General features: G+C 68.9%; 13 protein-coding genes and 1 pseudogene. 6 read left to right on the top strand and 8 right to left on the bottom strand.

The genetic code is table 11. From position 1 onward, the window contains the following. Positions 1 to 52: 52 nt before the first annotated feature. Positions 53 to 1,174: a citrate synthase 2 gene (locus A5622_RS15095; protein ID WP_066866802.1), complete on the bottom strand. Its 1,122-nt coding sequence runs from the start codon at positions 1,172 to 1,174 to the stop codon at positions 53 to 55. Positions 1,175 to 1,291: 117 nt separating this feature from the next. Here A5622_RS15095 and pdxH point away from each other — a divergent pair, with 117 nt between their 5' ends. Then, positions 1,292 to 1,921, top strand: a complete 630-nt coding sequence (gene pdxH, locus A5622_RS15090) for a pyridoxamine 5'-phosphate oxidase (protein WP_156749004.1) — start codon at positions 1,292 to 1,294, stop codon at positions 1,919 to 1,921. A 158-nt stretch (positions 1,922 to 2,079) separates the two neighbouring features. Then, on the top strand, positions 2,080 to 3,375 hold the full coding sequence (locus A5622_RS15085; RefSeq protein ID WP_066866800.1) for a citrate synthase: 1,296 nt from the start codon (positions 2,080 to 2,082) through the stop codon (positions 3,373 to 3,375). A gap of 30 nt (positions 3,376 to 3,405) precedes the next feature. Here the strand turns inward: A5622_RS15085 and A5622_RS15080 are convergent, their stop codons facing one another. Both A5622_RS15080 and A5622_RS15075 read right to left on the bottom strand, forming a co-directional pair. Beyond that, positions 3,406 to 3,843, bottom strand: coding sequence for a hypothetical protein (locus A5622_RS15080; protein WP_066866798.1), 438 nt, complete (start codon positions 3,841 to 3,843; stop codon positions 3,406 to 3,408). A 121-nt stretch (positions 3,844 to 3,964) separates the two neighbouring features. Then, the gene (locus A5622_RS15075) at positions 3,965 to 4,945 is read right to left on the bottom strand and encodes an RNA polymerase sigma-70 factor (protein ID WP_066879521.1); all 981 of its coding nucleotides are present in this window, start codon (positions 4,943 to 4,945) and stop codon (positions 3,965 to 3,967) included. Between the two features lie 59 nt (positions 4,946 to 5,004). Between A5622_RS15075 and A5622_RS15070 the strand changes: the two genes are divergently transcribed. Then, positions 5,005 to 5,436: a DoxX family protein gene (locus A5622_RS15070; RefSeq protein ID WP_231999814.1), complete on the top strand. Its 432-nt coding sequence runs from the start codon at positions 5,005 to 5,007 to the stop codon at positions 5,434 to 5,436. Here A5622_RS15070 and A5622_RS15065 read toward each other — a convergent pair whose 3' ends face one another. Further along, the gene (locus A5622_RS15065) at positions 5,437 to 7,020 is read right to left on the bottom strand and encodes an NAD(P)/FAD-dependent oxidoreductase (protein WP_066879559.1); all 1,584 of its coding nucleotides are present in this window, start codon (positions 7,018 to 7,020) and stop codon (positions 5,437 to 5,439) included. After that, a complete protein-coding gene (locus A5622_RS15060; RefSeq protein ID WP_066866789.1) occupies positions 7,017 to 7,280 on the bottom strand; it encodes a DUF2630 family protein in 264 nt (87 codons plus the stop codon). Before A5622_RS15060 ends, A5622_RS15065 begins: the two co-directional genes overlap by 4 nt. A 98-nt stretch (positions 7,281 to 7,378) precedes the next feature. Here A5622_RS15060 and A5622_RS15055 point away from each other — a divergent pair, with 98 nt between their 5' ends. From A5622_RS15055 to A5622_RS15050, 3 genes and pseudogenes are all read left to right on the top strand, one after another. Further along, entirely contained in the window at positions 7,379 to 8,278 is a 900-nt protein-coding gene (locus A5622_RS15055; RefSeq protein WP_156752967.1) for an OmpA family protein, read from the top strand. Between the two features lie 12 nt (positions 8,279 to 8,290). Continuing rightward, positions 8,291 to 8,371: pseudogene (locus A5622_RS30175) on the top strand (hypothetical protein); the annotation flags it as partial. Positions 8,372 to 8,397: 26 nt separating this feature from the next. Beyond that, positions 8,398 to 8,868 (top strand): hypothetical protein, encoded by a 471-nt coding sequence (locus A5622_RS15050; protein ID WP_066879518.1) that lies wholly within the window; start codon positions 8,398 to 8,400, stop codon positions 8,866 to 8,868. Positions 8,869 to 8,872: 4 nt separating this feature from the next. Here the strand turns inward: A5622_RS15050 and A5622_RS15045 are convergent, their stop codons facing one another. The 3 genes from A5622_RS15045 to A5622_RS15035 form a co-directional block, all read right to left on the bottom strand. Further along, positions 8,873 to 10,210, bottom strand: a complete 1,338-nt coding sequence (locus A5622_RS15045; RefSeq protein ID WP_066866786.1) for a sensor histidine kinase KdpD — start codon at positions 10,208 to 10,210, stop codon at positions 8,873 to 8,875. 15 nt (positions 10,211 to 10,225) lie between these two features. Next, positions 10,226 to 10,936: a two-component system response regulator PrrA gene (gene prrA, locus A5622_RS15040; protein ID WP_112632790.1), complete on the bottom strand. Its 711-nt coding sequence runs from the start codon at positions 10,934 to 10,936 to the stop codon at positions 10,226 to 10,228. A gap of 109 nt (positions 10,937 to 11,045) precedes the next feature. Beyond that, positions 11,046 to 12,563: a carboxyl transferase domain-containing protein gene (locus A5622_RS15035; protein ID WP_066879557.1), complete on the bottom strand. Its 1,518-nt coding sequence runs from the start codon at positions 12,561 to 12,563 to the stop codon at positions 11,046 to 11,048. Positions 12,564 to 12,652 lie beyond the last annotated feature (89 nt).

Raw genomic sequence — 12,652 nt, 5'->3', positions numbered from 1 at the left:
ACTCATCGCGACGACAACCATTAGATCGCCGGGTACCGACAACCGGGGGGCGTCAGGCGTTGGTGAGGCTGCGGTCCCAGCCCTCGACGGACTCCGGGCTGCGCGGGGCCGGGCCCACGTAGATGGCCGACGGCCGGACCAGCTTGCCGAGCCGCTTCTGCTCGAGAATGTGCGCGCACCAGCCCGCGGTGCGGCCGCAGGTGAACATCGCCGGCATCATGCTGGCCGGCACGCGGGCGAAGTCCAGCATCACCGCGGCCCAGAACTCGACGTTGGTCTCGATGGCCCGGTCCGGACGGCGCTCGCGCAGCTCGGCCAGGGCCGCCTGCTCGAGCGCGACGGCGACCTCGTGGCGCGGCGCCCCCAGCCGTTCGGCGGTGGCGCGCAGCACCCGCGCCCGCGGGTCCTCCGCGCGGTAGACCCGGTGCCCGAAGCCCATCAGCTTGTCGCCGCTGTCCAGGATCTTCTTCACCAGACCACGCGCGTCGCCGGTGCGCTCGACCTCCTCGATCATCGGCAGCACCCGCGCCGGCGCCCCGCCGTGCAGCGGGCCGCTCATCGCCCCGATCGCCCCGGACAGCGCGGCCGCCACGTCAGCGCCCGTCGACGCGATCACCCGCGCGGTGAACGTCGAGGCGTTCATGCCGTGCTCGGCGGCCGACACCCAGTAGGCGTCAATCGCTTCGACGTGCCGTGGGTCCGGCTCGCCCTGCCAGCGCGTCATGAACCGGGCGGTGACCGTGTCGCATTCGTCGATGACCCGTTGCGGGACGGCGGGCTGGTATATCCCGCGCGCCGACTGCGCGACGTAGGACAGGGCCATCACCGAGGCCCGGGCCAGCTGGTCGCGGGCGGTGTCGTCGTCGGTGTCCAGCAGCGGCTTGTACCCCCAGATGGGGGCCAGCATCGCCAGGCCCGCCTGCACGTCGACGCGTACGTCGCCGGTGTGGATGGGCAGCGGGAAGGGCTCGGCGGGCGGTAGGCCGTGGCCGAACTTGCCGTCGACCAGCAGCGCCCACACGTCGCCGAACGTGACCTGTTGCGTTACCAAATCTTCGATGTCGACACCGCGGTAGCGCAGCGCACCGCCGTCTTTATCCGGCTCGGCAATTTCGGTGGTGAAGGCGACCACGCCTTCCAGGCCGGGGACAAAGTCTTCGGGGACCACAGTCATGCCGAAAATTCTCGCACCCCCTGATCGGGCCGACGCTACCGGCCGGTAGCAAGCGCCGGTAGCGTGGACGCGATGGCAGGACCAGACCCGGCGCCAGGAAATGAGCACCTGCAAAGAATGCGTGTGGAATACGGATCAGTGGAAAAAGACGGCAGCCCGGATCTCGACGCGGATTGGTTGCGCGACGGCTGGGTTTCGTTGTTGCGCAAATGGATCGGCGACGCCGAGCGGGCGGGGGTCGCCGAGCCCAACGCGTTGGTGCTGGCCACCGTGACCGCCGACGGCAGGCCGGCCAGCCGGTCGGTGCTGTGCAAGAGCGTCGACGAGACCGGGATCACTTTCTTCACCAACTATGACTCGGCCAAGGGCGATGATCTGGCCGCGACGCCGTACGCCTCGGCCACGTTTCCGTGGTATCAGCTCGGCCGCCAGGTCCACGTCCGCGGCCCGGTGCGCAAGGTCGCCGCGGAGGTCACCGAGGACTACTGGTCCAAGCGGCCGCGCGGGTCGCAACTGGGCGCGTGGGCGTCGCAACAGTCGCGGCCGATCGCCTCACGCGCGGCCCTGCTCGACCAGCTGGAGGAAGTGACCGCCCGGTTCGCCGATCGCGAGCGGGTCCCGGTCCCGCCGGGCTGGGGTGGCTACCTCATCGCCCCGGAGCTGGTGGAGTTCTGGCAGGGCCGGGAAAATCGGTTGCACAACCGCATCCGCATCACCGGGGGTCGGGTGGAACGCCTGCAGCCCTAACCCGCTGATGATGCACGTTGCGCCGCGGCGTGACGGGGTCGATTGCTGGCGTGACCAGCGGACTCGACCCCGGGCAGGCGTCCCATCGTCATAACGACTACCTTTTGCAGTAAGCACCAAGTCAGCAGCCATATCAGCCAGAGCGCAAAGGGGTTCTCGTGGCAGACACCGACGACACCGCCACTTTGAAGTACCCGGGCGGTGAAACCGACCTGGAGATCGTCAAGGCCACCGACGGCGCTGACGGCATCGCGCTGGGCTCGCTGTTGTCCAAGACCGGCTACACCACGTTCGACAACGGCTTCGTCAACACCGCTTCGTGCAAGAGCTCCATCACCTACATCGACGGCGACGCGGGCATCCTGCGCTACCGCGGCATCCCGATCGAGCAGCTCGCCGAGAAGTCGACCTTCATCGAGGTGAGCTACCTCTTGATCTACGGCGAACTGCCCGACAAGGAGCAGCTGGCCGACTTCACCAAGCGGATCCAGCTGCACACCATGCTGCACGAGGACCTCAAGCGATTCTTCGACGGCTTCCCGCGCAACGCTCACCCGATGCCGGTGTTGTCCAGCGCGGTCAACGCGCTGTCCGCCTACTACCCTGACTCGCTCGACCCGATGGACACCGAGGACGTCGAGCTCTCGACGATCCGGTTGCTGGCCAAGCTGCCGACCATCGCGGCCTACGCCTACAAGAAGTCCGTCGGCCAGCCGTTCCTCTACCCGGACAACTCCCTGTCGCTGGTGGAGAACTTCCTGCGGATGACGTTCGGGCTGCCCGCCGAGCCGTATGAGGCGGATCCCGAAATCGTTCGGGCACTGGACATGCTGCTCATCCTGCACGCCGACCACGAACAGAACTGTTCGACCTCGACGGTCCGGCTGGTGGGGTCCTCCCAGGCCAACCTGTTCACCTCGATCTCCGGTGGGATCAACGCGCTGTGGGGGCCGCTGCACGGTGGCGCCAACCAGGCGGTGCTCGAGATGCTCGAGAAGATCCGCCAAAGCGACGACGACGTCAGCGAATTCGTGCGCAAGGTCAAGAACCGCGAAGCCGGCGTGAAGTTGATGGGCTTCGGGCACCGCGTCTACAAGAACTACGACCCGCGCGCCCGCATCGTCAAGGAGCAGGCCGACAAGATCCTGGCCAAGCTCGGCGGCGACGACGACCTGCTGGACATCGCCAAGCAACTGGAAGAGGCCGCGCTCACCGACGACTACTTCATCGAGCGCAAGCTGTACCCCAACGTCGACTTCTATACCGGCCTGATCTACCGGGCGCTGGGCTTCCCGACCCGGATGTTCACCGTCCTGTTCGCGCTGGGGCGGCTGCCCGGGTGGATCGCGCACTGGCGCGAGATGCACGACGAGGGCGACAGCAAGATCGGTCGGCCGCGCCAGATCTACACCGGTTACACCGAGCGCGACTACGTCACCATCGACGCGCGGTAACTGTCTTGGCGCCGGTAGCGCGGCGCCCGGTCAGTCGGCCTTTTTGAGCCAGCCCACGTACGCGAGGTAGACGCCGCACAGCGCGAGCAACCCGAAACCGATCCGCACGGCGATGATCGCTGCCCCCGACGTGTGGGTCGCGGTTTGCGCCCCCTTGACGATCGTCTGCGGCATGGCGAGCAGCGCGAAACCCCGCAGCAGCAGGAACCAGCCGAACAGCGAGATGATCACGGCGGCGACGCTACGCCAATACTGGTGGAACGCCACGACGAACAGGCCGCAGAAAAACAAGAGCGCACCCAGCGCCCACGGCCACATCGGGTCGCTCGAGAAACCGGACAGTTCGTTCCCGATGCTTGCTGCCCTGATCGCGACAATCGCAGGGACCACGGCGATAAACGGTCCGAGCACGCGCGCGAATGACCGGGTGCGCTGCGAGCGATCGTCGGCGGTGACAGGCGTGCGCATGGTTACTGCTCCTTTCCCTGGGTCGAGGTCGGTGCAGCGCGTTCAACTTGGACGGACGGTTCATGGTTAACGTGCCGACGTCCGCGGACCGCGCGAAGACGATCGTATGAAAAACCCCTATTCATGCGCGCGGTGCTTCCCGGTCCGCACGACGGGTCACCGGATCGCGGCGCGCCAGGGGCGACAGGGCGAATCCAAGGTGTTCGAGTTTGTGCGGATTGATCACCGAGCGGATGGTGCAGATGCTTCCGCCGTAGATGTCGAGGGTCAGGACGTTGATCAACGCGCCGTCGGGGTCGAAGGCGAGCACGCCAGGTTGCCCGTTGATCTGTGCACGCTGCAGTCGCACGCCGAGACTGCGGTAGGCACCCATGATTGCGGCCAGGGCCCGGTGCACGCGGTTTCGGCCGAAGATCGGTCGCGGCAGTCCGCGGCCGATACCGCCCCCGTCGCCGTAGAAGGACACGTCGTCGGCCAGCCATTGCACCAGATCGTCCAGATCACCATTCTGGGCCGCGGCGAAAAAGCGATCGGCGAGCTGATCGCGGCGCGTGGCGTCGGCGTCGAAGCGGCGGCGCCCCGCCGCGATGTGTCGGCGGGCCCTGTTGAGTAATTGGCGGCAATTGGCCGGTGACTTGTCGACGATGCGCGCGATGTCGGCGTAGTCGTAGGCGAACACCTCGCGCAGCAAGAAAACGGCGCGCTCCACGGGTGAGAGCGTCTCCAGCAGCAGCAGAAACGCCATCGATACCGAGTCGGACATGACGGCAACATCGGCGGCGTCGGGAACGGTCGAGGTGATCAGTGGCTCGGGAAGCCAAGGGCCCAGGTACTTTTCGCGTTGCACGCGGGCGGAGCGCAGATGGTCGATCGCGAGGCGGGTTGCGATGGTGGTCAACATCGAGCGCGGTGACTCGACGTGGTGACCGTGCTGCAAGTAGTCGAGGTAGCGCAGATACGTTCCCTGCACGATGTCCTCGGCGTCGGTGACGCTGCCGAGCATGCGATAGGCGATGGCGAACAGCAGCGGCCTCAGCTCGGCCGCGTCCCCTTGCTGTTCGGCACTGTCGCCGGGCGGGGGGTCGGTAGGAGGAGTCGTCATGTTCTGTAGACGACCGAGCCGTCGGTGGTGTGACAGGTAGCGAGCTGGATCGCCCACCGATGTCACGCGCGGCGGCCGTCGTTCGTCTCAGGGGCGTCCGCTCGAAAGAAAGGAAGACGATGAACGCCGCGCTATGGTCAGCACAAATCGTCCTGGCCGCGATATTCGCCCTGTCCGGAACGGTCAAGCTCACATTCAGCCGCGAACGACTACTGGCCACGGGTCAGACCGGCATCGCCATGTTTCCCATGCCGGTCGTCCGTTTCACCGCCGCATCGGAGATCCTCGCCGCGGCAGGACTTGTCGCGCCGGGACTGACGGGCATTGCGCTGATCTTGACGCCGCTCGCAGCGGCGGGCCTGTGCGTGGTCATGGTCGGCGCCGCGTGGGCGCACACGCGGCTGCACGAACGCCGCGCGGTCGCGGTCAACATCGCGCTACTCCTCTTGGCGGCATTCGTGGTGCTCTGCCGAGCCGCGATGTTGCACTGATCACGACCGGTGATCGAGCGCCGCCAGCACCGCCATCGCGGCGTTGTGGCCGCCGACCCCCGACACCGCTCCACCGCGGCGGCTTCCGGAGCCGCACAGCATGATTCGATCGTGTGCGGTGGCCACACCCCATTGCCGCGCCGGCGTGTCCAGCGGGTCGTCATCCTCGGCGAACGGCCAGGACAGGCCGCCGTGGAAGATGTTGCCGCCGCTCATGTGCAGCGTCTTCTCGAGATCCAGCGTGGTGGTGGTCTCGAGGCAGGGGCGGCCCTGCGCGTCGGTCAGCAACAGGTCTTGAATCGGTTCGGCCAGAACGGAATTCATCGATGCGAGCACGTCGTCGGTCAGCCGATGGCGCAGCGCGTCGGCGTCGGCGCCGTCGAACAGCGAATGCGGGGTGTGCAGGCCGAACACCGTCATCGTGTGCGCTCCCGCGTCGCGCAGGTCCGCCGACAGGATGCTGGGATCGGTCAGCGAGTGGCAGTAGGCCTCGCACGGCAAGGGATGCGGCGGTAGGCCCGCGGCGGCCTGCGCGTAGGCGGTGTCGAGCTGTGTCCAGGTCTCGTTGACGTGGAAGGTCCCGGCGAAGGCCTGTTCGGGTGTGACGGCGTGGTCGCGTAGCCGGGGCAGCCGCGCCAGCACCATGTTCACCTTCACCTGCGCGCCGCCCGCCGCGGGCGCCGGTTCTTCGCCGAGTAGTCCGGCCAGGACGGTGGGTGCGACGCCGGCCAGGACGAACCGGGCGGTAAGGCGATGGTCGTCCTCCCCGGCGCGATAGCGCACTTCGCCGGCCGGGTCGACGGCGTAAACGTCTGCGCCGGTGCATATTTGGGCGCCATGGCGGACCGCCGCCGCGGCCAGGGCGGTGGTCACCGCGCCCATGCCGCCGATCGGGACGTCCCAGTCTCCGGTGCCGCCGCCGAGCACGTGATACAGGAAGCAGACGTTCTGTGTCAGCGTCGGTTCGTCGAGGCGGGCGAAGGTGCCGATCAGGGCGTCGGTCGCGATCACCCCGCGAACCACGTCGTTGGCCACGGCGTCGGCGATGGCATGCCCGATGGGCTCGTCGATCATGGCCCGCCACGCGGCAGCGGCGCGGCGCTCGTCGCCTGCCATCACGCGCCGGCGGGCGCCATCGCGGGTGGGCAGCGGTTCGAGCAGGGTCGGCCAGAGGCGTTCGGTCACCAGCCGGCAGCGTCGGTAGAAGTCGGCGAAGCCCCGCGCGTCCCCGGCGGCCCCGATGGCGCCGAAGGTGTCGGCGGGCGACCCGATCAGCAGCCCGCCGCGCCCGCCGCTCGCCGGGTCGGGGGTGTAGGACGAAAACGGCCGTCGCGCCAGCCGCACCGCGGCGCCCAGATCCCGGACGATGCTCGGCGGCAGCAGGCTGACCAGGTAGGAGTAGCGCGATACCCGGACGTCGATGCCGTCGAAGGCTTGCGCCGAGACCGCGGCACCGCCGATGTGCTCCAGCCGTTCCAGCAGGCGCACCCGCAGACCGGCGCGGGCCAGGTACGCGGCGGCGACAAGACCGTTGTGGCCGCCCCCGACGATTACGGCGTCGGCGTCGGTCGCATGGTCGCTCAGCTCAGGTAGCCCTCGACCTCGTCGGGCGGCCGCACCTCCGCCTCTCGGGGGTCCCCGCCGCTCTCGCGCAGCGCACGGCGCTGCCGCAGCAGGTCCCAGCACTGGTCGAGTTCGACCTCTACCCGGCGGAGGCGGTCATGTTCTTCGGACGTGTCGATGTCCCCGCGCTGCAACTGGGCCCGCAGCGCCTTCTCCTCGGCGACCAGGTCGCGAATGACGGCGAGGGTGTCGTTGTCGGTCGGTTTACTGCCGTTGGCCATCGCTCCAGTGTGCCCGACCCGGGGGGTGGTGAATCGGTAGGCTGCATATCGCCTGGCACCCGGACCGGCCCGGGCGAGTGAGATGAGGGAGGGCCGTCGTGAGCGTCAAACGGCTCGGCCTGCCCTGGCTGATCGCCCTGGTGATCATCCCACTTCTGCTGGCCGTGATCGGCCACGCGGTCTCGACCCGATCGGCGTCCGGTCGCGGGTCGCCGGCGCCCTCGACCAGCGGTGGCGCGCCGACGATTTCGTTGGCCGCGTTCTCGATGGCCCGCAGCGGCGACAGCGTCACCCTGACCGGGGCCTTTCCCGACGAGTCCGCCAAAGCCGCGTTGCTGAAGGTGCTCGGCAGCGCGCTGCCGGCCGCCGTCGGCGTCGTCGACCAGATCCGCATCGACCCGGCCGTCGACGCCCTCGATTTCGCCAAGGCCAAACCGGTTTTCGCCGACAGCGCGTCGATCGCCGATTTCACGCTCACGGTCGGCGGCGACACCATCACGCTGGCCGGCACCGCGGCGTCGCCGGACCAGAAGGACACCATCGACACCGATGCCAAGCGGGTCTGGTCCAACCTGAATGTCGTTGACAACCTTGCCATTAACTCACCGACGTCTGCGCCGCCCGGTGCCGCCGCGTCGTGCGCCAACCTGCAGTCGGCGATCAACACCCTGACCGACGGTGCGCTCACCTTCGAGTCGAACCTCGGTAACCTGACCGCGTCCGACGAGCAGGTCCTGACCGGGGTCGCCGACAAACTCAAGGCATGCCCGAACGCTCGCGTGGCGATCAACGGCTACGCCGACAGCACCGGCAATACCAGCCTGAACGTTCCGTTGAGCGAACAGCGCGCCCAAACCGTCGCGGCGTTCCTGGAAGCCCATGGCGTGCCTGGCGACCGCTTGACCACCACGGGTTTCGGCTCGGCCAACCCGGTCGCGCCCAATGGCACCGACGACGGTCGCGCCCAGAATCGCCGGGTCGAAATCGTGGTGAGCTGAGGAGCATTCGGCATGGACTTCGTCATCGGGTGGCTGTGGTACCTGCTCGCTTTCCTGGCGGGCTCGGCCGTCGCCTGGGTGATCGCCACGATCCTCGACCGGGTGCGCGAGGGCGTGCGATGACCCACGTGAACTGGTGGCTTTTCGGCCTGTCCTTCGCGCTGGGACTGGCGCTGACGCTCGCGCTGATGATCACTCCCGCCAAAACCCAAGCGCCGGTGCGGGATTCGCGGGATGAGCGGGCGGCGCGCGAGTCCGGCACCACCCGGATCCCGATCACCGAGAAGCGCACCACGACAATCCCGGCCACCGAACGGCGCACCACGAAGATCCCGGTCGCCAAGGAATCGCCGACCACCAAAATAGCGGTGACGCCCCGCGCGCCGTACGGCCCGGGCTCCGCCGACGCAGGCCCTGAGGGTGGCGGCCCGGCGGGATTCCTGATCAAGGCCCGGATGGCCGAAAGGCTGTATCTCACGCCCGACGATCCGTCCTACGACTCGACCACCGCCCAGGTTTGGTTTCGGGACGAAAAGTCCGCGCAGCAAGCCGGTTTCACGCCGTGGCGCGACCACGAGGACAACCCGTAGAGCGCTAGCTGGGGGCGGGGATCCGCAACACCAGCCGAGCACCACCGAGCGGGCTACTCTCCAGCGAAGCGGTCCCGCCGTGCAGCTGGGCCTGTTGGGCCACCAGCGCCAGCCCAAGGCCCGACCCGGAATGGGAGGCCGTCGATCCGCGAGAAAACCGATCGAAGACCACCTGTCGTTCGTCCTCGGGCACGCCGCTGCCGTTGTCGTCGATCGCGATCTCGACACCGGCGCGCGAGCTGACCGCCGACAGCTGGACGCGGGTGGCGCCGCCATGCTTAACGGCATTGGCGATCGCGTTGTCGACGGTCAGGCGCAACCCGGCCGGTAACCCGACGATGATGCAGGTGGGTGACGGCACCAGCGAAACGTCGACCCCCGGGTAGATCCGGGCGGCGTCGTGCGCGGCGCGGTCCAGCAGCTCGGTGATGTCGACGGGCACGTGGTCGTCGGCCGTCGACAGTTCGCCCTGGGCCAGTCGCTCGAGGGCGGTCAACGTGGCCTCGATCCGCGACTGCGTGCGGACCACGTCGCCCAACACCTCCTTGCGCTGGTCGTCGGGCATGTCCAGGGTGGACAGCACCTCGAGGTTGGTGCGCATCGCGGTCAGCGGGGTGCGCAGTTCGTGCGAGGACACGGCGGCGAAGTCGCGCGCCGACGCGAGCGCATCCTTGGTCCGGTCCTGTTCAGTCCAGATGCGCTGCAGCATCCCGCGCATGGCTTCGGCGATCTCGACCGCCTCGCTGGCGCCACGCACCGCCACCTGCGGGCGTTCGTCGGCATCGATCGAACGGGCTTGCTGGGCCAGGCGTTTGAACGGCCGCACCGCGAAAGCCGCCAGGAGCCAAGCGAATACCGCCGCCGCGCCGATCGACAACGCGCAGATCAGGATCACCCGCCGATGCAGGTTGTTGGTCTGGGCGATGGTGTCGTCGTAGGTCGCGCCCACCGCCAGCGTCGCCGGCTGCGGCGCGCGGACCTCCAACGTTCGCACTCGATAGCGCACCCCGTTGATGTAGGTGTCGGCATAGCCCACGTCCAGCGGCGGCAGCGTGACGTCCGAGTTGGACTTGACCTGGCCGTCGCGCCGCACGGTGATCACGGTGTCCTGATCGTTGGGGGTGCGGGGGATGTCGTCGGGACCGCGGGGCAGGAAGGGGATGGCGAAACCCGCAGCCTCGTCCAGGCGGCGATCCAGGCGTTCCTTCCAGGCGCTGGTGATGCCGAACCACACCACCGCTCCGGCGATGACCACCACGATCGCGGTGCCGATGGCCGTCGCGACCGCGACCCGGGCCCGGAGCGAGGGCGTCCGGGTCAGGATTCGGGACAGGAACTTCATGGCCGGCCGACCTGATTACTGCATGCGCAGTACGAATCCCACTCCGCGCACGGTGTGCAGCAGCCGGGGGCCGCCGTTCGCCTCCAGCTTGCGGCGCAGGTATCCGATGAACACATCGACGACGTTGGTGTCGGCGGCGAAGTCATAACCCCACACCAGCTCGAGCAGCTGCGCGCGGGACAGCACCGCGGTCTTGTGTTCGGCCAGCACCGCCAGCAGGTCGAATTCCCGCTTGGTCAGGTCGACGTCGACGCCGTTGACACGGGCGCGCCGGCCCGGGATGTCGACCTCCAGCGGGCCCACCGTGATGGTTTCCGAGGACGACGTGGCCGTGGCGCCGCGGCGGCGCAGCAGCGCCTTGACCCGCGCCACCAGCTCGGCCAGCACGAAGGGCTTGACCAGGTAGTCGTCGGCGCCGGCCTCCAGGCCCGCCACCCGATCGTCGACCGAGCTGCGGGCGGACAGCACGCAGACCGGGACGTCGTTGTCCATGGCGCGCAGCGCCGTGACCACGCTGACGCCGTCCAGCACGGGCATGTTGATGTCGAGCACGATCGCGTCCGGGCGCGTCTCGGTGGCGCTGCGCAACGCCTCGGCGCCGTCGACCGCGGTCGACACCTCGAATCCGGACAGCCGCAGACCGCGTTCGAGCGACGCGAGCACATCTGAATCGTCGTCGACGACCAAGACCCGCGGTGAGCTAGCTCCAGTGTCCATGCGGCCCATTTTGCCTGATTGTCGACTATCGCTGTGGGAGGCGCGACCTGGGGGCCGAGCAGTCGCAAAAGCACCCGAAACGCCGAGGAAACCGGGACATTTGCGTCTGCTCGCGGGGCTAGGTGGCGGGCAGACCGATGTTGCGGTAGCGCCGCAACCGGGCCGCCAGCCGTTCGGCGGCGGGAAGATCGCGCAGCGCCTGCACCTCGGCGGCGATGGCCCGCGCCAACCGCTGCGCGAACTCGACCGGCTCGTCGGCGGCGTCGGGATGCTCCGGCACGACGGCGTCAACAATTCCAGACTCCAGAAGATCACGCGATCGGATGCCCTGTGCCGCAGCGAGTTCCGGGGCGTGATCGGTGTCGCGGAAGACGATCGCGCTGGCCCCCTCGGGCGGCAGCGGCGCCAGCCAGCCGTGCAACGCCGCCAGCACCCGGTCGGCGGGCACCATCGCCAGCGCCGGCCCGCCGCTGCCCTGGCCCAGCAGCACCGACACCGTCGGCGTATCCAGTGTCACCAGCTCGGCCAGGCACTGGGCGATCTGGCCGGCCAGCCCGCCCTGTTCGGCCGCGGCCGACAGGGCCGGCCCCGCGGTGTCGATCACCAGCACCAGCGGCAGCCGCAGCTCGGCGGCCAGCGCCATGCCGCGCCGGGCTTCCCGCAGCGAGGCCGGCCCCACCAGACCACCCGTCAGTCGCTGCTGGCCCAGCACCACCACCGGCTGGCCGGCGAAGCGGGCCAGCGCCAACACCGTCGTCGCCGCCTCGCCCTGGCCGGTCCCGGACAGCAGCACCCGGTCGGTGGCGCCGTGCCGCAGCAACAGCCCCACCCCGGGCCGGTCCGGCCGTCGCGACGCCACCACCGAATCCCACGCGGGAACGTCGGGCGTCGGTTCGGGTGGCGCCGGGGCGGGCAGCGGTTCGGGGGCGTCGGCGATGACGGTCATCGCGCGGTGCAGGGTGCGGCGCAGCTCATCAAGCGGGATGACGCCGTCGATCACGCCGTGGCGCTGCAGGTTCTCCGCGGTCTGCACGCCCTCGGGGAACGGTTCGCCGTAGAGGAGTTCGTAGACGCGCGGGCCCAGGAAGCCGATCAACGCGCCCGGCTCGGCGACCGTGACGTGGCCCAGCGAGCCCCACGACGCAAACACCCCGCCGGTCGTCGGATTGCGCAGGTACACCAGGTACGGCAGGTGTGCCTGCTTGTGCAGCCGCACGGCCGCGGCGATCTTCACCATCTGCAGAAACGCGACCGTGCCCTCTTGCATGCGGGTGCCGCCGGAGCTCGGCGAGGCCAGCAGCGGCAGCCCCTCGGCCGTGGCCCGCTGCACCGCGGCGGTGATCCGTTCGGCCGCCGCGACACCGATCGAACCGCCCAGGAAGCCGAACTCGCACACCACCACCGCGACCCGGCGCCCGAAGACGCGCCCCTCGCCGGTCAGCACCGATTCGTCCAGACCCGTCGCGGCGCGGGCATCGGCCAGCTCTCGGGCGTAGGACGCGCTGACCGGCACCGCCAGCGGCTCGGTGTCCCAGCGGAGAAAGGAATTTTCGTCCAGCACCGCATCGCGCAGCTCCTCGACCAGCTCGGAGTTCAAGGCGTTGCGGCGCTCGGGACGCTGCAGCTCGATGGTCATCACGGCCTCGGCCTGGGTAACACCGATCATGGCAGCCACCCTATATAGCCTCGTCTCGTGAGTCGTATCACGGCTGGTGAACTGCGCGA

This window comes from Mycobacterium sp. 1245801.1 (genome assembly GCF_001673055.1).
In the GTDB taxonomy this organism is placed as follows: Bacteria; Actinomycetota; Actinomycetes; order Mycobacteriales; family Mycobacteriaceae; genus Mycobacterium; species Mycobacterium europaeum_A.
The sequence above is the reverse complement of the archived record's forward strand: the minus strand, read 5'-3'. Positions and strand labels throughout refer to the sequence as shown.